This window comes from Citrobacter sp. LST-B2 (genome assembly GCF_057983045.1).
In genome coordinates, this window is the sequence record NZ_CP192598.1 from 2466090 (window position 1) to 2487829 (window position 21740).

Annotated in this window: 18 protein-coding genes; 10 read left to right on the forward strand and 8 right to left on the reverse strand. The window is 54.2% G+C overall.

The window, feature by feature from the left end:
- The first annotated feature begins 127 nt into the window (after positions 1-127).
- The 3 genes from yddG (at position 128) to ACQ0PY_RS11840 (ending at position 3160) form a co-directional block, all read left to right on the forward strand.
- On the forward strand, positions 128-1009 hold the full coding sequence (gene yddG / locus ACQ0PY_RS11830) for an aromatic amino acid efflux DMT transporter YddG (protein WP_044257934.1): 882 nt from the start codon (positions 128-130) through the stop codon (positions 1007-1009).
- Positions 1010-1555: 546 nt separating this feature from the next.
- Complete coding sequence (gene ompC / locus ACQ0PY_RS11835) at positions 1556-2632, forward strand: porin OmpC (protein WP_044257932.1); 1077 nt, start codon at positions 1556-1558, stop codon at positions 2630-2632.
- An 87-nt stretch (positions 2633-2719) separates the two neighbouring features.
- Positions 2720-3160, forward strand: coding sequence for a GFA family protein (locus ACQ0PY_RS11840; RefSeq protein WP_043000687.1), 441 nt, complete (start codon positions 2720-2722; stop codon positions 3158-3160).
- Position 3161: 1 nt separating this feature from the next.
- On the opposite strand, the gene ACQ0PY_RS11845 is transcribed toward ACQ0PY_RS11840, so the two are convergent.
- From ACQ0PY_RS11845 to ACQ0PY_RS11880, 8 genes are all read right to left on the reverse strand, one after another.
- Positions 3162-4649 (reverse strand): MFS transporter, encoded by a 1488-nt coding sequence (locus ACQ0PY_RS11845; protein WP_109740242.1) that lies wholly within the window; start codon positions 4647-4649, stop codon positions 3162-3164.
- 211 nt (positions 4650-4860) lie between these two features.
- Positions 4861-5634 carry a 1,6-dihydroxycyclohexa-2,4-diene-1-carboxylate dehydrogenase gene (locus ACQ0PY_RS11850; RefSeq protein ID WP_043000685.1) on the reverse strand — a complete coding sequence of 258 codons (774 nt, stop codon included), beginning with the start codon at positions 5632-5634 and terminating at the stop codon, positions 4861-4863.
- 9 nt (positions 5635-5643) lie between these two features.
- On the reverse strand, positions 5644-6660 hold the full coding sequence (gene benC / locus ACQ0PY_RS11855; RefSeq protein ID WP_061070112.1) for a benzoate 1,2-dioxygenase electron transfer component BenC: 1017 nt from the start codon (positions 6658-6660) through the stop codon (positions 5644-5646).
- Positions 6661-6669: 9 nt separating this feature from the next.
- Positions 6670-7155 carry a benzoate 1,2-dioxygenase small subunit gene (gene benB / locus ACQ0PY_RS11860; RefSeq protein ID WP_044328245.1) on the reverse strand — a complete coding sequence of 162 codons (486 nt, stop codon included), beginning with the start codon at positions 7153-7155 and terminating at the stop codon, positions 6670-6672.
- Entirely contained in the window at positions 7149-8537 is a 1389-nt protein-coding gene (locus ACQ0PY_RS11865; RefSeq protein ID WP_109740243.1) for a Rieske 2Fe-2S domain-containing protein, read from the reverse strand. Before ACQ0PY_RS11865 ends, benB begins: the two co-directional genes overlap by 7 nt.
- Positions 8538-8659: 122 nt before the next feature.
- Complete coding sequence (gene catA / locus ACQ0PY_RS11870) at positions 8660-9586, reverse strand: catechol 1,2-dioxygenase (protein WP_043000681.1); 927 nt, start codon at positions 9584-9586, stop codon at positions 8660-8662.
- Positions 9587-9651: 65 nt separating this feature from the next.
- A complete protein-coding gene (catC, locus tag ACQ0PY_RS11875) occupies positions 9652-9942 on the reverse strand; it encodes a muconolactone Delta-isomerase (protein ID WP_099434155.1) in 291 nt (96 codons plus the stop codon).
- Positions 9943-9954: 12 nt separating this feature from the next.
- On the reverse strand, positions 9955-11106 hold the full coding sequence (locus ACQ0PY_RS11880; protein WP_224788364.1) for a muconate cycloisomerase family protein: 1152 nt from the start codon (positions 11104-11106) through the stop codon (positions 9955-9957).
- 195 nt (positions 11107-11301) lie between these two features.
- Between ACQ0PY_RS11880 and ACQ0PY_RS11885 the strand changes: the two genes are divergently transcribed.
- The 7 genes from ACQ0PY_RS11885 (at position 11302) to narI (ending at position 21189) form a co-directional block, all read left to right on the forward strand.
- A complete protein-coding gene (locus ACQ0PY_RS11885) occupies positions 11302-12138 on the forward strand; it encodes an IclR family transcriptional regulator domain-containing protein (protein ID WP_161215637.1) in 837 nt (278 codons plus the stop codon).
- Between the two features lie 66 nt (positions 12139-12204).
- Positions 12205-12783 (forward strand): TetR family transcriptional regulator, encoded by a 579-nt coding sequence (locus ACQ0PY_RS11890; RefSeq protein WP_044257920.1) that lies wholly within the window; start codon positions 12205-12207, stop codon positions 12781-12783.
- Positions 12784-12999: 216 nt separating this feature from the next.
- Positions 13000-14388 (forward strand): NarK family nitrate/nitrite MFS transporter, encoded by a 1389-nt coding sequence (locus ACQ0PY_RS11895; RefSeq protein ID WP_044267589.1) that lies wholly within the window; start codon positions 13000-13002, stop codon positions 14386-14388.
- Between the two features lie 147 nt (positions 14389-14535).
- Positions 14536-18276, forward strand: a complete 3741-nt coding sequence (locus ACQ0PY_RS11900; protein WP_044267587.1) for a nitrate reductase subunit alpha — start codon at positions 14536-14538, stop codon at positions 18274-18276.
- On the forward strand, positions 18273-19817 hold the full coding sequence (gene narH, locus ACQ0PY_RS11905; RefSeq protein WP_043000675.1) for a nitrate reductase subunit beta: 1545 nt from the start codon (positions 18273-18275) through the stop codon (positions 19815-19817). Before ACQ0PY_RS11900 ends, narH begins: the two co-directional genes overlap by 4 nt.
- Positions 19817-20512: a nitrate reductase molybdenum cofactor assembly chaperone gene (gene narW / locus ACQ0PY_RS11910; protein ID WP_044257968.1), complete on the forward strand. Its 696-nt coding sequence runs from the start codon at positions 19817-19819 to the stop codon at positions 20510-20512. Before narH ends, narW begins: the two co-directional genes overlap by 1 nt.
- On the forward strand, positions 20509-21189 hold the full coding sequence (narI, locus tag ACQ0PY_RS11915; protein ID WP_162300696.1) for a respiratory nitrate reductase subunit gamma: 681 nt from the start codon (positions 20509-20511) through the stop codon (positions 21187-21189). Before narW ends, narI begins: the two co-directional genes overlap by 4 nt.
- Positions 21190-21740 lie beyond the last annotated feature (551 nt).

Here is a 21740-nt window from a genome sequence, read left to right on the forward strand (position 1 = left end):
CCCAATTGTCGGTTTTGTATACCACTAAGGTGGTAACCCCTCTTCGGATTCACCTGGATAATTTCGCTAAAAAAGTGCTATATATTTCGACTTCTTTTTAGATAAGGCATGGGAAACGGCAAACGGAATGACGAAACAAAAAGCAACGCTGATTGGACTTATAGCCATTGTGCTGTGGAGCACCATGGTAGGTCTGATTCGCGGCGTCAGTGAAGGACTTGGGCCAGTCGGTGGTGCGGCGGCAATTTATTCATTAAGTGGACTGTTACTGATATTTACCGTGGGATTTCCCACTATCCGTCGTTTTCCTGTTGGTTATTTAATCGCCGGTAGTGTGCTGTTTGTCAGTTATGAAATATGTCTGGCGTTATCGTTGGGCTATGCCGCCACACGTCATCAGGCGATTGAGGTCGGTATGGTTAATTATTTATGGCCAAGTCTGACTATTTTATTCGCGATTTTGTTTAATGGTCAAAAAACCAGCTGGATAATCGTTCCTGGATTACTGCTCGCGATAACCGGTATTTGTTGGGTGCTGGGGGGCGAAAATGGTCTGAATCCAGGGGAAATTATCAGCAATATCACCAGCAGTCCATTGAGCTATTTTCTCGCCTTTCTTGGGGCATTTATCTGGGCGACCTACTGTACCGTAACCAATAAATATGCGCGTGGATTTAATGGCATCACGGTTTTTGTTTTACTGACCGCACTCAGTTTGTGGGTCCACTATTTTCTGACGCCGCAACCTGAAATGGTGTTCAGTACACCGGTGGTGATAAAACTGGTCTCTGCCGCCCTGACGTTGGGCTTTGCCTATGCGGCCTGGAACGTGGGAATTTTGCACGGGAATGTCACCATCATGGCGGTTGGTTCGTATTTCACACCGGTGCTGTCATCTGCGCTGGCAGCCGTGCTGCTGAGCGCCCCGCTATCGTTCTCTTTCTGGCAGGGAGCCATTATGGTCTGCATCGGTTCTCTGCTCTGCTGGTGGGCCACACGCCGCGCATAACACTCTACCGGGTTGGTACGCTTTCTGGCCCGGACTTCACCTTCGCGCGACAAATCGTCACTCGTTTATTTTTAGGATATTCATTTTTTGTTAGAAAATTCTTATTTTATTTTTCTACCCACTCAACCATAACTGTATTAATCAATGGAATCGGATTTATTTATTTCATCTTTGGTAAGAGCGTTAACTCTTTAACTTTATGTTAAATTTATGCTAACAAGACGCTAATAAGACAGTGAGTTACATTGTGTGACAATTATTAATCCGTATATAGTACACATTGTTAACTACCTCAATTAATAACCAATTCCGCGTATATAGTCCCCTGTGAAAATATTGCATGAAAGGTAATTTCTAAGAATATCTGCGACTCAGATTTGACTTAAGGCGATCTGGATCACACAAATAGAAATAATCTGCAATTACATGAAACTTATTATTGAATTGATACTGCTGCGTAATTTAAAAATAGCTTGCCATTGATTAAATGATTCGATCGACAATGGTTCAGGAATCACACCAAGAAAATTATAAGGATTGTTAACAATGAAACTTAAATTAGTTGCAGTGGCAGTGACTAGCCTGTTGGCAGCAGGCGTCGTGAATGCGGCAGAAGTGTATAACAAAGACGGCAACAAACTGGATCTGTACGGTAAAGTGACCGCTCTGCACTACTTCTCCGACAATGACGGCGATGATGGCGACAAAACTTATGCACGTCTGGGTTTCAAAGGTGAAACGCAGATTAACGATCAGCTGACCGGTTTCGGCCAGTGGGAATATGAATTCAAAGGCAACAACGACGAAGCGAATGGCAACAAAGGCAACAAAACTCGTCTGGCGTTTGCTGGTCTGAAATTTGCTGAGTTCGGTTCTTTCGATTATGGCCGTAACTATGGCGTTGCTTACGACGTTGGCGCATGGACCGACGTTCTGCCTGAGTTCGGTGGTGACACCTGGACCCAGACTGACAACTTCATGACTGCCCGTACCACTGGCGTTGCAACCTACCGTAACACCGACTTCTTCGGTCTGGTTGAAGGCTGGAACTTTGCCCTGCAGTATCAGGGTAAAAACGATCGTGGCGACGAAGTTAAAGCGAACGGTGACGGCTTCGGTCTGTCCACCAGCTATGAGTACGAAGGTTTTGCAGCAAGCGCCGCTTATGCGAAATCTGACCGTACTGATGACCAGGTTGCCTACGGTAACAACAGCCTGAATGCTTCCGGCGACAACGCTGAAGTGTGGGCTGCAGGCCTGAAATATGATGCAAACAACATCTACCTGGCAACTACCTACTCTGAAACTCGTAACATGACGCCGTTCGGTGATGATCACATCGCGAACAAAACTCAGAACTTTGAAGTTGTTGCTCAGTATCAGTTCGACTTCGGTCTGCGTCCGTCCCTGGCTTACCTGAAATCCAAAGGTAAAGACCTGGGTGCATGGGGCGACCAGGATCTGGTTGAATACGTTGATGTTGGCGCAACCTACTACTTCAACAAAAACATGTCTACCTATGTTGATTACAAAATCAACCTGATCGACGAAAGCAACTTTACTCGTGCTGCTGGTGTAGGCACTGACGACATCGTTGCCGTTGGCCTGACCTATCAGTTCTAATTTTTTAGAATTGAGCTGTACAAAAGCCAGCCCACGATGGGCTGGTTTTTTTTCCCCCTAAATCGAATCGGTCATAAGGAGAATGCCGTGCAAACCTATACAGGACGTTGTCTCTGCGGGCAGAGCCATTTCACCGTCGACCTCGAGTCCCTCGATGTCTACGCCTGTCACTGTACGATTTGCCAGAAATGGTCCGGTGGGATCGCGATGTATCTGGAAGCCTGTGGGCAGCCGATGATGGATGCCGATGCATCCGACCCGGCGCATTTTGCATCGTCGCCACGCGGGGAACGGTATTTTTGTTCCGGCTGTGGATGTCCGCTGTGGATCAAGTTGACCGACACTGAGCGCTACTTCATTCCCTGGACGTTGCTCGAATTTAACGAGGTCGATCGTCGTCGTCTGATCCTCGCCGCTGAGATTTATACCGAAACGCAACCCGCATTCTGGCGGCTGACGGGTCAGTACGCTCGTCTGAGCGGCAAGGAAGTGGAAGAACTGGACAACCGCTGCCAGTTCACCTACTGAGTTACTCGCGTGCGGCCTTCGCCAGACTGAACCACATGCCAACTGCCAGCAAAATCAGCATGCTCCCGGCGCTGCTTAATGCCACGCTATGCGACCAGGTAAAAGCCTGCTTCGCGGCCAGCAGAACAGGATCCGCCAATGCCGAGGGAAGCGACTGCGCCAGTTGTACCGCTTCACCCATTGAAGACGAGGCACGTTCCATTTCTCCGGCGTTCAGACCGTCAGGAAGAGCAATCGACGCAGAGAAACTGCGGCTGAGCAACAGACCAAAGACAGCAATTCCCAGCCCCGCCCCAAGCTCATAGGCCATCGTTTCGATCGCCCCGGCCGCTGCCGCTTTCTCGGCTGGCGCCGCCGCCATGATCGCCGCCGTTGAGGCCAACAGCGCGCTGGCGGCACTGAATCCCAGTAGCGCCATTAACATCCAGGCCTGAATTTGCTGGGTACTGAAATCCGTTGCCGCCAGGCCATAGAAACTCAATGCGCTTAGCGCCATTCCGCCGGTTGCCACTTTCCGCAGCCCCAGTCGTGATACCAGCATCCCGGCAATCGGGCCGCTAAACCCACTGGCCAGCATCACTGGCAGCATAAACAATCCAGCCTGATACGGCGTTAAGCCATGAACAAACTGCAATTCCTGCGCCATTAACAGCTCAAAACCGACCAGTGTAATCATCGCTGTCATCGCCATCACCACGCCGCTTAAGATAATACGATGGGTGAACAGGCGCATATCAATCATGGGACGACTCGCCGCCAGCTGAATGCGGACAAACTGCGCCAGCAACAGTGCGCCGCTCACCAGCGCCAGCGCGATAACGCCGGTAGCTATGTGCCCTTTCAGCGCCGTTTTCGCGCTGTAAACCAGCAGCAGAATCGCGACAATCAGCATAATGGCATGTCCCAGATTGAGCGACTGATCGCGACGTCCGGCCTGACGCGGAACATAGCGCGCGGTGAGCGCCACCACGACAAGTACAATCGGCACATTGATTAAGAACACTGAGCCCCAATAGAAGTGCTCAAGCAGCATGCCGCCCACCAGTGGGCCGAATGCCGCCCCGCCAGACCCCACCGCCGCCCAGACGCCAAGCGCCATGTTGCGATGGCGTGCTTGCGAGAAGGTGGCGCGGATCCCGGCCAGCGTCGCCGGTACGATCATCGCCGCGCCAATTGCCAGAATGGCCCGAGTGGCGATCAGCCAGCTGGCGGTGTGGGCAAAGGCGGCAGCCAGTGATGCGAGACCGAACAGCGTCCCGCCGAGGATCAGCAGGCGCTTAAAGCCGATGCGATCGCCGAGCGCGCCCATCGGTAGTACCATCCCTGCCATCACCAGCGAGTAAATATCAATGATCCACAACAGCTCGTTGCCACTGGCACCCAGCGTCATACTCAGCGTGGGTGCGGCAACGTGCAGCACCGTTGCATCAATCGCAACAGGAATGTAGACCAGCACAATAATCACTAACGTTAACCACTGACGAAACATAAAGCTCCCTGTAAATACAAACTGGACACATGTCCAGCTTCCACGATCCTACGAAAAATTGAACATATGTCCAACTTTTTGTTCAGCTACGTGATTATCGAAGATGAGGGTTATTGAATCTGTGAATGATTTTGACGTCGGTGAATGATGGCAATCCAGCGGAATAAAACAGCAAGCCGACCTCCCGTGTCGGCTTACGGGTAGAACAACATCAGCCGAGATCGCCTCCGGCAACCGGTAAGATGATGCCGGTAATATAGCTGGCGTCATCGCTGGCGAGGAACAGGATCGCATTCGCCTGCTCCGCCAGCGTGCCATAGCGGTGCATCAGACTGCTGTCGATGGTCTGATCAATCACCTGCTGATACCACGCCTGCTCCTGGGCGGACGGCGTTTCGTCATTACGCGGAACGAGACGCGCCGGGGCGTCGGTCCCTCCGGGTGCCACCGCATTGATGCGAATACCGCAGCCGCTGTATTCCATTGCAATCGATCGTGTTAGCGCGTTGACGCCGCCCTTCGCGGCTGAATATGGCACGCGGTTTACCCCGCCTGTGGCAACAGAAGAGATATTCACAATACTGCCGCGCCCCTGTTTCAGCATCCATGGGAGCGCTGCGCGGCAGCCCCACAGCGTCGGAAACAGCGAACGACGGATCTCTTTCTCAATCTGATCCGGCTGGTATTCGGCAAACGGTCGGGCCCAGATAGTCCCGCCGACGTTATTGACCAGCACGTCCAGTTGTCCAAAATGCGCGACGCCTGCGGCAAAAACCTGTTCGGTGCTTTCCCATTGTTCCAGGTCCGCTTCCAGCGCCAGCACCTGACACCCACCCGACGCCAGCGTTGCCGCCAGTTCATGGACATGGCGGGAACGATCGATAAGCAACAGCCGCGCCCCTTCTTGCGCGGCCTGAATAGCGGTCTGGCGACCAATTCCCTGCGCCGCGCCGGTAATGGCCACAACTTTATCGTTAAATCGCATAGAGGCTCCTTACGCCGCCGCACTCTGGCTGGCGATAAATTTTTCGTACCAGAATCCGGCTGGCGTAATGCCTCGCTCGCGTAACGCCGTGGTGATGGCATTGACCATCGGCGGCGGACCACAAAGATAAATATCCACATCGCCCTGATTGAGCATCGCCTCGCTAAGATGATCGGTGACAAACCCGCGCTGTGGACAACCACTTTGCGCGTCGGCGACAACCGGTAACCAGCGGAAGTCAGCCAGTTTCTGCTGAAAGGCGTCCAGCGCGTCGGTTTTGACCAGGTCGACATCATAGGTCACGCCATACAGTAACGAGATCTGACGCTGGCTCCCCTGCGCAGCGAGCGTTTCCAGCATGGACAGCATCGGGGCCAGTCCGGTACCGCCAGCCAGCATCAGCACCGGGCGTTCGCCGTGGCGCAGATAAAAATTGCCCATCGGACCGCTAAGCGTAACGGTATCACCGGGTTGTCCGCGCTGGGTCAGCCACTGACTCATCAACCCACCGGGCACATTACGGATCAGAAAGCGTCCTTCGTTACTGCCCGGCAGCGAACTGAATGAGTAGGCACGCTGCTGCGTCGTCCCCGGAACCTGAATGTTGATGTACTGCCCGGAGAGAAAATGGAGCGCGGTATCCGGGCGTACGATCAGTTCAATCGCGGTGTCAGAGAGCGCATTGATCGCCAGCACATCTGCATGCGTCGTCGTGATGCTGGTTTTACACTGTGCCGCAGCGACCGGCACGTCAATGACACAGTCGCTGGCGGGGATCATCTGGCAGGTCAGCACCTGTCGTGCAGTGGCTTCATCCTCGCTCAGCGCCTCTTCCAGAAAGTCCTCTCCCAGCGCGTAATCGCCGCTGGCGCAGTGGCATTTACAGGTGCCGCAAACGCCGTCGGAGCAATCCATCGGCAGGTTCACCTTCTGCCGGTAAGCGGCATCCAGCACCTTTTCACCGGCGTTGCATTGAATAAAACGGGTGATGCCGTCCTCAAAATTGAGGGCAATTGTAAAACTCATAAGCACCTCTTAAATATGGTAAACGTCAATCACCTGACGGATATAGTCGTTATTGAGTCGCACAGTTTTCCGCGTGATTTGCGGCTGGCCGTCCTGTTCAACCAGCGTGCAGTGTGTGGTGCCGAAGTAGGCATCGGTATGCTGATAACGGTGGCTGTAAGTGACCCAGTTGTAGCGCACCTCGATGCCGCCTTCTTTCTCGCCCAGCAGTTCGATGTTGCTGATCATATGCGTGGTACGCGGCTCCGGGGTGCTGGCGCCGGAACGTTCGGTTTTGATGCGGTACACCCGATCTTCCAGTCCGTCCCGGTTGGGATAATAGATAAGCGAAATCTCCCGCTGTGGGTCGCGGGTGGTTTTATCATCATCGCCCCAGGCGGGCATCCAGAAGACTACCTTCGGGCTATAGCAGTTGAGCCACGCGTCCCACTGGCGATCGTCCAGCAACCGCGCTTCGTAGTAGAGAAACTGGCGAACCTGTTCAAGCGTTAACATCCGCCCACCTCCACGCGTTGCGTAATCGACTGTTCATATTGCTGCTGTTCTTTTTCCACCGCTGCGAGCATCAGGTTTTGCCAGTGATGATGATGAGCGATGTAGAGCGCCTCATCTTCGGACTTCACACCACTCAACAGCGGTCTGAATCCTGCCTGTTGCGCATGTTCATCCGGACCATCTACCCAGTGCAGCGCGCCGCGACTGAGATCGCTCCACGCCAGATTTTCTCCCAGATAGCCGCGCTGGCAGGCGCTGAACTCTTCCAGATCGTCGGGGGTTCCCATCCCGCTGACGTTAAAGAAATCCTCATACTGGCGAATGCGTAGCGCGCGAGCCTGGTCAGATTCGCCTTTAGGCGCAAAGCACCAGATCGTCACTTCGGTTTTATCGACCGCGATGGGGCGAATCACGCGGATCTGCGTGGAAAACTGATCCATCAGGTACACGTTGGGATAGAGACACAAATTCCGTGTCTCATTGACCATCTGGTCGGCACGATTTTCACCAAATTCCGCCTTTAACCGCTCACGATGATCGTAAACCGGGCGGACTTCAGGGTTCATCGCCCGCGTCCACAGCAGCATATGACCGTGTTCAAACCCGTAACCACCGCCGAGACTCTTAGACCAGCCGTTGGCATCCACCGTCCGCGTGCCTTCCGCTTCGTAATTACGGCGCGACATGGTTGAGGCATAATTCCAGTGCACCACGCTGACGTGATAGCCGTCGGCCCCGTTTTCCGCCCCCAGTTTCCAGTTGCCTTCATAGACATAGCTGGACGAACCTTTCAGGACTTCCAGCCCCTCGGGAGCCTGATCGACCATCAGATCGATAATTTTGATTGTCTCGCCGAGGTAGGTTTCCAGCGGCAGCACATCTTCACTCAGACTACCGAACAGAAATCCGCGATACGAGGCAAAGCGCGGAAGCGATTTCAGATCGTGCGACCCGTCATACCTGAATGTCTCCGGATAACCACCGGTACTTTCATCTTTCGCCTTCAACAGTTTGCCGTTATTACTGAAGGTCCAGCCGTGAAACGGACAGGTAAAGGAGTTTTTATTTCCCGTCTTTCGTCGACATAACATCGCGCCACGATGCGCACAGCTATTAATAAGCGCATGCAGTTCGTTCTTTTTATCGCGGGTAATAATGACCGGTTGACGTCCCAGGGTCAGCGTAAAATAATCACCGGGTTCCGGGATCTGACTTTCATGCGCCAGAAATACCCAGTTCCCTTCGAAGATATGTTTGAGTTCCAGATTAAATAACTGCTCATCGGTAAATATCGAACGATGGCAGCGATAAATATGATTATCACGATCCACAATCAGAGCCTGCGTGATTTTATCTTTTAATGCCGAGAGCGTTTTTTGCATGAGTGTATCCCTCCTGCATAATTCAGGATGTATATACCCGTCATACTTTAAGTGGCAGTTGCGTTGGCTGCGCTCAAATTATGTAGGGTATAAAACAGTATGGGTCAGACAGGCGTCGCGTATTATTCCTGAGCGCGCAGTCGGGTAATTCGTTGTTCTTCTTCAGCACGTTGCGCCGCGCACAGCGTAAAGTCGAAACAAACTTCTGTATGTTCACCGGCAAGGTCGCGTTGCTGAATCAACGCCGGATCGCTGATTTTCACCGGGTCGGCAATCAGACCATCACGGGTAGCGAAGGCGAAATCATCCCACAGATACTGGTCACCGTTCAGGTTGATCTGACTGGTCAGGTGCTTAAAGCCCGGCGCAGAGACAAAGAAGTGGATGTGCGCCGGGCGGTTGCCGTGGCGGCCCAGTTGATTGAGCAATTTCTGCGTCGGGCCGTCCGGCGGGCAACCGTAACCCGAAGGCAGAATACTGCGCACGCTGTAGCGCCCTTCAGCGTCGGTACGAATGCGACGGCGCAGGTTGTAGTCGCTCTGGCTCTGATCGAAGAAAGAGTAATTGCCCAGCGTGTTGGCATGCCAGATATCGACAATCGCCCCGGCCACCGGTTGTCCGTGTACGTCCTTGACCTGACCGTGCAACCACATCACTTCGCCAGCATCTTTGCCGTCATCCATCCGGGCATAGCCATCAGCCAGCGGTGCGTTAGCCACATACAATGGCCCTTCGATGGTACGCGGGGTACCGGTCTCTGATGACTGGCGGGATTCGATCGCTTCCTGGCGCAGATCGAGGAAGTGTTCCAGACCCAGACCGGCAGCAAGCAGGGCCGCTTCCTGACGTCCGCCCAGTTCATGCAGATAATTCACCGCATGCCAGAATTCTTCCTGCGTGACATTATAATCATCAATAAGGGTACAAATATCACCGAGCAGGCGATGAATAATCGATTTAAAACGTTCATTCCCTTCCGGCCCATTTAATCCGGCACCTTCACGCAATAATTTCTGTACGTCATCTTGTTGGATAAAAGAATGGCTCATAATACGTCTCGCTTATTATTGTCTGTAGGGTTATGCCGGATCATTTCCGGCATGCGGTACTGATATTATCGGTCGTTATTCTGAATAGACGATGGATGGCGGCACAGCGCTTCGATACGAATATCCATGAATGGATATAACGGCAGTGCCATTAATATCCGGTGTAATTCTTCGGCATCATCGACATCAAAGATACTGACATTGGCGTACTGCCCTGCAACGCGCCAGATATGTCGCCATTTACCGTCTCGTTGTAACTGTTGGGAATAGGCTTTTTCCCGTGATTTAATCTCTTCAATTTCATTCGCCGGCATTCCGTAAGGAATATTCACGGTCATATCCACTTTAAATAACATTTGTCTCTCCTGTTATTCCCGACGCTTGCGGGCATAAAACTGCAGTTTTTCCTCATCCAGTTCGACTCCCAGTCCCGGTGCTTGCGGCAGCGTGACACAACCATCGGCGAAGGAGAGCGGAAAGCTGACGATGTCATCTTTTAACAGCAGCGGGCCAAACATCTCTGTGCCCCACTGCAACGGCAGAGTTGACCATGCATGCAGTGATGCCACCGTACCCACGGTACCTTCGAGCATCGTGCCGCCGTACAGTCCGATTCCTGCCGCCTGTGCAACGTGCGCCAGTTTCAGCACGCTGGCCGGTCCACCGGCTTTGGCAATCTTCAGCGCATAGGCGCCGCTGAACCCCTGCTGCGCCAGACGATAACCGTCGAAATGGCTGGCAACGGATTCATCCGCCAGGATCGCTGCGTCACTGCGATGACTCAGGCGAACCAGCGCATTGTTGTCTTCGGCGCTCACCGGTTGCTCAATCAGGTCAACGCCCATGGCCGCAAGTTCCCGACATCCTTTTGCCGCTGAAGTGGCATCCCACGCCTGGTTGACGTCAACACGGATGCTGGCGCGATCCCCCAGCGCCTCCACAATGGCACGGGTATGACGCAGGTCGGTTTCCAGCTCCCGGGCGCCGATCTTCAGCTTAAATGCCCGATGCCGCCCGGCATTCAGCAGCCGCTGTCCCTCGGCAATATCGTTGTCCGTGTTGCCGCTGGCGAGCGTCCATAAGACCGGCAGGACGGTATTCAGCGCGCCGCCCAGCAGTGCGGAAACCGGCAGTCCTAACGCTTTTCCCTGGGCATCCAGCAGCGCGGTTTCAATAGCCGATTTGGCAAAGGTGTTGCCTTTGATTGCACTGCGAATACGCGACGTCAGCGCATTCAGATTCCCGGCAGGCTGGCCTTTCAACAGAGGTGTGAAATAGTGCGTAATCGCGGACTGAATCGCCTCCGGACTTTCCACCCCATAGCTCAGACCACCAATAGTAGTGGCTTCGCCAATGCCGCAGATCCCGTCTGAACGTGTGATCCGGACAATCACCAGCGTCTGACACCCCATCGTGGTCATGGAAAGTTTGTGAGGCCGAATCGTCGGGACATCAACCACCCAGCTTTCAATATGTTCAACGGTCGCAGTCATTCGTTTCTTCCTGAGCATAAATATCATTACTTTTCGTGCCACCGGTGATAACCCACGGTGACGATGCTTTTGACAATAGGTGTGTGCTATGGAGGTGGTCAACGGCGATAATCGAAATGTTGTGCGATTATCGGCGTGATTGTTACGTTGAGGTTAATAGTGTGATCCCGGTGGGAAAATGGGGATATTCCCGGGCTCGCGTTCATTCGCGCGGTATAGTTGATGCGGTTTAAGATTTGCGTTGCACAGGAGAAGGACTCAATGAGCGATAAAAATCAGATAGTTATCAATAGCCCGCCGGCTAAGTCTGACCCTAATTTTATGCTGTCCCTGGCGCGGGGTCTGGAAGTCCTGAATGCGTTTACTCCTCAACGTCAGCGCCTGACGATTTCACAACTCAGCCAGAAAACGCAGATTTCCCGTGCGGCTGTGCGTCGCTGTCTCTATACCCTAGCGGCACTGGGTATGGTGCACAGTCCCGACGGCCGCAGTTATGAACTGCTGCCACGCGTACTGGCCGTGGGTCACGCCTATCTCGCCGGTACGCCGCTGGCAAAAGTGGCGCAGGCCGCGCTGGATAATCTGGGTAAATCACTCGGCGAATCCTGTTCTGCTGCCACGCTTGATGGCGATAACGTACTGTATATCGCCCGCGCGGCGGTGAATAACCTGCTCAGCGTCGACATTGGACGCGGTAGCCGTCTGCCCGCATGGGCCACGTCGATGGGTCGCGTGCTGCTTAGCGCGCTTCCCGAAGAACAGTTAGAGGTGACATTGTCACGCGCTCAGCTCCTCCGCTATACCCCGCATACGATTTGCGACCTGACGGCGCTGCGGGAAGAGATCGCACGGGTACGTATCCAGGGCTACGCGTTGGCTGACCGACAGATCGAAGTTGGACTCTGTTCCCTGGCCGTTCCGCTGCTTTCCCGCAGTGGCAACGTGGTGGCGGCCCTCAATGTCGGGGTGCCGGCGTCATCAATGAGCGCCGCCGCGTTGAAGGAAAAAGCGCTGGCCCCCCTGCGTCGTTCCGCGATGGAACTCTCGCTTCAGTTGTAGCGTGTAACAATTGAACGGTTGTCCAGCTTGTTGATACACTGCCTCTCCGCAAAGAATGGAGGGGATATGAGCTATCTGAACAAAGATGAGCGTCGCGAAGTGATATTGCAGGCCGCCATGCGCGTGGCGCTCGAAGACGGTTTTTCGGCCATGACCGTCCGACGGATAGCCACAGAAGCAAAAGTGGCCACCGGGCAAGTCCACCACCATTTCACCTCCGCTGGCGAACTGAAATCACAGGCTTTTGTTCGTCTGATTCGCACCTTGCTGGATGCGGAACTGGTCGCGGAAGATGCCACCTGGCGCACGCGTCTGCACGCCGCGCTGGGCAGTGATGATCGCGGATTCGAGCCCTACATTAAGCTCTGGCGCGAAGCGCAGATCCTTGCGGATAAAGACCCGGAAATCAAAAGCGCTTATCTCCTCACCATGCGCATGTGGCACGAGGAAACGGTCGCGATTATCGAAAGCGGACTCGCCGCCGGAGAGTTCACCCTCGCCTCCGACCCTGCCGACATCGCCTGGCGCCTGATTGCACTGGTCTGTGGCCTTGATGGCATGTACGTTCTCGGCATTCAGGAGATGGCCGATCCGGCGTTTGATCGCCATCTTGATCGCATGATTGAGCTGGAGCTTTTTTCCTGAACGAATGAAGGTTAATCACTTATACTTTTTATTTACATTTGGTAACACTTAAGCAACCTGTTATTCCCCCTTCGCTCCGCGTCGTTGCGCATTCTTATCTATCCTTTCATCAATATTCCTAAAAGCATTAATAAATTCTAAAAAGGGCGTATAGCGCCCTTTTACGCAGACTATTTCTTATTTTTTTATGAACGATCTGTGCATGTGAGGGGTAATATGGCACGACAAAATGAGAAGAATAATCGTTATCTTTTGAGTGACTGGAAGCCGGAAAATCCTGCATTTTGGGAGAATAAAGGAAAGCACATAGCGCGAAGAAACCTTTGTATCTCAGTCGCTTGCCTTTTACTCGCCTTCTGCGTCTGGATGTTATTTAGTGCCGTTGCCGTCAATCTTAATAAAATTGGTTTTAATTTCACCACCGATCAACTCTTTTTATTGACCGCATTACCTTCTCTTTCTGGTGCAATATTACGTGTTCCCTACTCCTTTATGGTGCCTATATTTGGCGGACGCCGTTGGACGGTGTTTAGTACCGCAATCCTGATTATTCCTTGCGTCTGGCTCGGCTTTGCGGTGCAAAATACCACCACCCCTTTCGAGGTATTTATCATTATCGCGCTGCTATGCGGTTTTGCTGGCGCAAATTTTGCTTCCAGCATGGGCAACATCAGCTTCTTTTTCCCAAAATCGAAACAAGGCAGCGCGCTGGGAGTGAACGGTGGACTGGGTAATCTCGGCGTCAGCGTGATGCAACTCGTCGCGCCGCTGGTGATCTTTCTGCCGATCTTCGCCTTCCTCGGCGTTCAGGGCGTACCGCAACCCGATGGGTCACTGCTCTCACTGGCAAACGCCGCCTGGATCTGGGTGCCGCTGCTGGCGATTGCCACGATTGCCGCCTGGGTTGGCACCAATGATATTGCCAGTTCCAAAGCCTCTATTGCGTCTCAGTTACCGGTGCTCAAGCGCTTTCACCTCTGGCTGTTGAGCCTGCTCTATCTGGCCACATTCGGATCGTTCATCGGCTTTTCCGCGGGTTTTGCCATGCTGGCGAAGACGCAGTTCCCTGACGTGAACATCCTCAATCTGGCGTTTTTTGGCCCGTTTATCGGCGCGCTGGCGCGTTCTGCAGGTGGTGTCATCTCTGATAAGTTCGGCGGCGTCCGGGTGACGCTGATTAACTTCATCTTTATGGCGCTGTTCTCGGCCCTGCTCTTCCTGACGCTTCCCAGCTCCGGTTCCGGCAGCTTTATTGCCTTCTATCTGGTCTTTATGGGGCTGTTCCTGACCGCCGGTCTGGGCAGCGGCTCTACCTTCCAGATGATCGCCGTCATCTTCCGCCAGCTCACCATCTACAGGGTGAAACTGCGTGGTGGCAGTGACGAACAGGCACAGCGTGAAGCGGTGACCGACACCGCCGCCGCGCTGGGCTTTATTTCCGCTATTGGCGCCGTCGGCGGCTTCTTCATTCCTAAGGCCTTCGGCAGTTCGCTGGCGATGACCGGTTCTCCCGTCGGCGCCATGAAAATCTTTCTGGTGTTTTACATCGTCTGCGTGCTGGTGACCTGGCTGGTCTATGGCCGCCGTAAACCGAAGCAAAAATAACAACATATTCACCGATGTTTTGTAGGTCGGATAAGGCGCTTGCGCCTATCCGGCAAGAATTTTACGCCTGATAGCGACGCTGCGGCGTCTTATCAGGTCTCCAGGACTTATCCGGCCTACAAGACCCTATGGAGCAGGAGAAATGTCATGAGTAAACTGTTGGATCGCTTCCGTTACTTTAAACAAAAGGGTGACACCTTTGCTGACGGTCACGGCCAGGTGATGCATACCAACCGGGACTGGGAAGACAGCTATCGTCAGCGCTGGCAGTTTGACAAGATTGTCCGTTCCACCCACGGGGTGAACTGTACCGGCTCCTGTAGCTGGAAAATCTACGTCAAAAATGGTCTGGTGACCTGGGAAACCCAGCAGACCGACTATCCCCGGACGCGTCCGGATCTGCCTAACCATGAACCGCGCGGCTGCCCGCGTGGTGCCAGCTACTCCTGGTATCTGTACAGCGCCAACCGCCTGAAATACCCGCTGGTGCGTAAGCGTCTGATCGAACTGTGGCGTGACGCGCTGTCCACCCATGCCGATCCGGTGCTGGCGTGGGAGTCAATCATGAACGACCCGCTAAAGAGCCAGAGCTACAAGCAGGTACGCGGACGCGGTGGATTCATCCGCTCTAGCTGGAAAGAGCTTAACCAGTTGATTGCCGCCGCCAACGTCTGGACGGTGAAAACCTATGGACCGGACCGCGTCGCCGGTTTCTCGCCGATCCCGGCAATGTCGATGGTCTCCTACGCCGCCGGGACCCGTTACCTTTCCCTGCTCGGCGGTACCTGCCTGAGTTTTTACGACTGGTACTGCGACTTACCGCCCGCGTCACCGATGACCTGGGGCGAGCAGACTGACGTGCCGGAATCGGCCGACTGGTACAACTCCAGCTATATCATCGCCTGGGGCTCCAACGTACCGCAAACGCGTACGCCGGATGCACACTTCTTTACCGAAGTCCGTTACAAAGGGACGAAAACGGTCGCCATTACCCCTGACTTCTCCGAAGTCGCCAAACTCAGCGATCAGTGGCTGGCACCAAAACAAGGTACCGACAGCGCGCTGGCGATGGCAATGGGCCACGTGATCTTAAAAGAGTTCCACCTCGACAATCCCAGCGACTACTTCCTTAACTACTGCCGTCGCTATACCGATATGCCGATGCTGGTATTACTGGACGCCCGTGAAGACGGCAGCTATGTGCCAGGACGAATGATGCGCGCCTCGGATCTGGTCGACGGTCTGGGCGAAAGTAATAACCCGGAGTGGAAAACGGTCGCCTGCAACACCACCGGTGAACTGGTAGTGCCTAACGGCTCGATTGGTTTCCGCTGGGGCGAAAAAGGTAAATGGAACCTTGAGTCGCTGGCGGCGGGTACGGAAACCGAGCTGTCGCTGTCATTGCTTGGTCAGCATGATGAGGTATTGGGCGTCGCATTCCCCTATTTTGGCGGCAACGAAAACCCGCATTTTCGCAGCGTGAAGCAGGAACCGGTACTGGTGCGCCAGTTGCCAGTGAAGCAACTGACGCTTGCCGATGGCCGCCGTTGTCCGGTGGTCAGCGTTTACGATCTGGTGCTGGCCAACTACGGCCTCGATCGCGGTCTGGATGACATGTACGGTGCGAAGGATTATGCCGAGGTGAAGGCCTATACCCCGGCGTGGGCGGAGCAGATCACCGGCGTGCCGCGTTTCCAGATTGAAACCATCGCCCGTGAGTTTGCCGATACCGCGCATAAAACTCACGGACGCTCGATGATTATCCTTGGTGCCGGTGTCAACCACTGGTATCACATGGACATGAACTACCGGGGAATGATCAACATCCTCGTGTTCTGCGGCTGTGTCGGACAGAGCGGCGGCGGCTGGGCGCACTATGTCGGCCAGGAAAAACTGCGTCCGCAAACCGGCTGGCTACCGCTGGCGTTTGCGCTGGACTGGAACCGTCCGCCGCGCCAGATGAACAGCACTTCGTTTTTCTATAATCACGCCAGTCAGTGGCGCTATGAAAAACTCACCGCCCAGGAACTGCTCTCACCGCTGGCGGATGCCTCGAAATTCACCGGTCATCTGATCGATTTCAACGTGCGTGCCGAGCGCATGGGCTGGTTGCCTTCTGCGCCGCAGCTCAACCTCAACCCGCTGACGGTGAAGGCCAGCGCCGAAAAAGCCGGCTTGTCTCCCGTGGAATACACCGTTCAGGCGTTGAAATCCGGCGATATTCGTTTTGCCTGCGAACAACCCGACAGCGGCAAGAACCATCCGCGTAACCTGTTTGTCTGGCGCTCTAACCTCCTTGGTTCTTCCGGTAAAGGCCACGAGTACATGCTCAAATATTTACTGGGAACAGAGAGCGGCATTCAGGGGGAAGCGCTGGGTTCCCGCGAAGGCATTAAACCTGAAGAGGTTGAATGGGAATCCCCCGCCATTGAAGGCAAGCTCGATCTGCTGGTGACGCTCGACTTCCGCATGTCCAGCACCTGCCTGTTCTCAGATATCGTTCTGCCCACTGCCACCTGGTATGAAAAAGACGACATGAATACCTCGGATATGCATCCGTTTATTCACCCGCTGTCTGCGGCGGTGGATCCGGCGTGGGAATCAAAAAGCGACTGGGAAATCTACAAAGGCATCGCCAGCGTCTTTTCTGAGGTCTGTGTCGGCCATCTGGGACAAGAAACCGACGTGGTGTTGCAGCCGTTGCAGCACGATTCACCGGCAGAACTTTCGCAGCCGTTCGACATTCAGGACTGGCGTAAAGGGGAATGCGAGTTAATCCCCGGTAAAACCGCGCCGAACATTGTCGTGGTGGAGCGCGATTACCCCGCGACGTACGAGCGTTTCACCTCGCTCGGCCCCTTGATGGACAAGTTAGGTAACGGCGGCAAGGGCATTTCGTGGAACACCCAGACGGAGGTCGATTTCCTCGGCAAGCTCAACTACACCAAGCGTGATGGCCCGGCGAAAGGTCGTCCGCTGATTGAAACCGCGCTGGACGCGTCGGAAGTGATCCTCGCCCTGGCCCCGGAAACCAACGGTCAGGTCGCCGTGAAAGCATGGGAAGCGCTCGGCGCGATGACTGGTCGCGAACATACGCATCTGGCGCTCAACAAAGAAGACGAGAAGATTCGCTTTCGTGATATTCAGGCACAGCCACGCAAAATCATCTCCAGCCCGACCTGGTCCGGACTGGAAAGCGAGCATGTCTCCTATAACGCGGGCTATACCAATGTCCATGAACTGATCCCGTGGCGTACCCTCTCCGGTCGTCAACAGCTGTATCAGGACCATCAATGGATGCGGGCATTCGGCGAAAGCCTCGTGGCTTATCGTCCGCCGATTGACACCCGCAGCGTCAGCGAAATGCGGGAGATCCCACCGAACGGCTTCCCGGAGAAAGCGCTTAACTTCCTGACACCGCATCAGAAATGGGGCATTCACTCCACCTACAGCGAAAACCTGCTAATGCTGACGCTGTCGCGCGGCGGGCCGATTGTCTGGATCAGTGAAACGGATGCGAAAGAGCTCGGCATTGAGGATAACGACTGGATCGAAGCCTTCAACGCCAACGGCGCCCTCACCGCCCGTGCGGTGGTGAGCCAGCGCGTGCCGCCCGGCATGACGATGATGTACCACGCCCAGGAACGCATCCTGAATATCCCCGGTTCGGAAGTCACCGGGATGCGCGGCGGGATCCACAACTCCGTCACCCGCGTGTGCCCGAAACCGACGCACATGATTGGTGGCTATGCGCAGCTTGCTTACGGCTTTAACTATTACGGTACCGTCGGCTCCAACCGCGACGAGTTCATCATGATTAGAAAAATGAAAAACATTGACTGGCTGGATGATGAAGGTCGGGATCAGGTACAGGAGGCGAAAAAATGAAGATACGCTCACAGGTTGGCATGGTACTGAACCTCGATAAATGCATTGGCTGCCACACCTGCTCCGTCACCTGTAAAAACGTCTGGACCGGACGTGAAGGAATGGAGTACGCGTGGTTTAACAACGTTGAGACGAAACCCGGCATTGGCTACCCGAAAAACTGGGAAGACCAGGAAGAGTGGCAAGGCGGCTGGGTTCGCGACGTGAACGGTAAAATCCGACCACGTCTGGGCGGCAAAATGGGCGTCATCACCAAAATCTTCGCTAACCCGGTCATTCCGCAAATCGATGATTACTACGAGCCCTTCACCTACGACTATCAGCATTTGCACAGCGCGCCGGAAGGCAAACATCAACCTACCGCCCGTCCCCGCTCGTTGATTGACGGTAAGCGGATGGACAAAATCATCTGGGGCCCGAACTGGGAAGAGCTGCTCGGCGGCGAATTCGAAAAGCGCGCGCGAGACCGTAACTTCGACAAGATCCAGAAGGAGATGTACGGCCAGTTCGAAAACACCTTCATGATGTATCTGCCGCGTCTGTGTGAACACTGCCTGAACCCAAGCTGTGTCGCCACTTGTCCGAGCGGCGCTATCTACAAGCGTGAAGAAGACGGCATTGTGCTGATCGATCAGGATAAATGCCGCGGCTGGCGTCTGTGTATCAGCGGCTGCCCATACAAAAAAATCTACTTCAACTGGAAAAGCGGCAAATCCGAAAAATGCATTTTCTGTTATCCGCGCATTGAATCGGGCCAGCCGACGGTCTGTTCCGAAACCTGCGTCGGGCGCATCCGTTATCTTGGTGTGCTGCTCTACGATGCGGACCGCATTGAAGAAGCGGCCAGCACCGAGCATGAAACCGATCTCTATGAGCGTCAGTGCGACGTGTTTCTGAATCCGCACGACCCGGCGGTGATAGAAGAAGCGCTTAAACAGGGCATTCCACAGAACGTGATCGACGCGGCGCAGCGTTCGCCAGTTTACAAAATGGCGATGGACTGGAAGCTGGCGCTGCCGCTGCATCCGGAATACCGCACTCTGCCGATGGTCTGGTATGTGCCGCCGCTGTCGCCGATTCAGTCTTATGCCGATGCGGGTGGACTGCCGAAAAGCGACGGCGTACTACCGGCGATCGAAAGCCTGCGTATTCCGGTGCAGTACCTCGCCAATATGCTGAGCGCTGGCGACACCGGCCCGGTGCTGCGGGCGCTGAAGCGCATGATGGCGATGCGTCATTATATGCGCTCGCAGACCGTGGAAGGCGTCACCGATACCCGTGCGATTGACGAAGTCGGGTTGACTGTGGAACAGATTGAAGAGATGTATCGCTACCTGGCGATTGCCAACTACGAAGACCGTTTTGTCATCCCGACCAGCCACCGTGAAATGGCGCGTGATGCCTTCCCTGAGCGCAACGGTTGCGGCTTCTCTTTCGGTGATGGATGCCACGGCTCCGATACCAAATTTAATCTGTTCAACAGTAGCCGTATTGACGCGATCAACATCACCGAAGTACGTGACAAAGCGGAGGGGGAATGATGCAAATCCTCAAGGTGATTGGCCTGCTGATGGAGTATCCGGATGAGCAACTGTGGGAGTGTAAGGACGATGCGCTGGCGCTGGTGCGACACGATGCGCCGATGCTCACCGACTTCACCGAAACCCTGCTCAGCGCGCCGCTGCTCGATAAACAGGCCGAATGGTGCGAAGTGTTTGATCGAGGGCGCGCCACTTCGCTGCTGTTGTTCGAGCATGTGCATGCTGAATCGCGCGATCGCGGTCAGGCGATGGTCGATTTGCTGGCGCAGTACGAGAAAGTCGGGCTACAGCTTGATTGTCGCGAGCTGCCGGACCATCTGCCACTGTATCTGGAATACCTGAGCGTACTGCCGGAAGCGGAAGCGCGCGAAGGTTTGCAGAACGTCGCTCCAATTCTGGCCCTGCTGGGCGGGCGCTTAAAGCAGCGCGACACGCCGTGGTATCAACTGTTTGATGCCCTGCTTTTTCTGGCGGGCAGCCCACTATCAAGTGACAGTGTCACGAAACAGGTGAACGCCGAGGACCGTGATGATACCCGACAGGCGCTGGATGCCGTCTGGGAAGAGGAACAGGTGAAATTTATCGAAGATAACGCCACGGCCTGTGACAGTTCGCCGTTACAGCAATATCAACGACGCTTTAGCCAGGACGTGGCGCCACAGTACGTCGACGTCAGCGCGGGAGGCCCGAAATGATACAGTTCCTGAACGTCTTTTTTTACGACATCTACCCCTATCTCTGCGGGACGGTGTTTATCCTTGGCAGTTGGCTGCGCTATGACTACGGCCAGTACACCTGGCGGGCGTCTTCCAGTCAGATGCTGGACAAGCGCGGGATGGTCCTGTGGTCGAATCTGTTCCACATCGGTATTCTGGGGATCTTCTTTGGTCACCTGTTCGGCATGTTAACCCCACACTGGATGTACGCCTGGTTCCTGCCTGTTGCGGTGAAACAACAGATGGCGATGATTGCCGGCGGGATCTGCGGCGTACTGACGCTGGTTGGCGGCGCGGGCTTGCTGGTGCGTCGTCTGACCAACTCTCGAGCCCGGGCCACCTCGTCCACGGCAGATATCCTGATCCTCTGCATTCTGCTGATTCAGTGCATTCTGGGCTTAAGCACAATACCGTTCTCCGCCCAGCACCCGGACGGCAGTGAAATGCTGAAACTGGTGGAATGGGCGCAGTCGGTTGTCACCTTCCGTGGCGGAGCTTCTGCCCACCTCGACGGCGTGGCGTTTATCTTCCGCGTGCATCTGGTGCTGGGAATGACTATCTTCCTGCTCTTCCCGTTCACCCGTCTGGTTCACGTCTGGAGCGCACCGTTTGAGTACTTTACCCGACGCTACCAGATCGTTCGTTCCCGTCGTTAGGCATTTCGGTGTCGGATGGTAATGCCATCCGACACGCTGCACGTTATGACGCTTCTTCACCTCAGGGAGAATGCTGCTGGTGAAAAGACATCAGGAGCGAGTATTAGTCCGCGAGGGTATTGTCGATATTGAAGTAGTCATTCAGGGTAACCAACTGCTTAAAGTGACTATATTCGTCAATGCGGCGAACTTGTTTCACGCACAGCGGGTAATAGATTTTTAAAAATTCACGGGTAGGAAATATTCCTACCCGTGCGGTTTATTTGTCTGTCATGATACTGATGAGTTTAAATTACGCCATGAAACATCTTAATAAATCTTAAATCGGATTTAAGACATGTTATCTCTTTAAAAATCATAAAGATGACATCAACCCCTCTCTTTTATTATATGCAATACCTGTTGCGAAATTAACGTCATTTCATCTGTAATCCATTATTTCACTTCACACTTAACTGATTTCTTTAGTTACGTAAGATCAATTCATTTGTGATCCATTCAGCAACATGAAAAATAAATCACTGTTGCACGAATGAATTACTGGAAGGAAT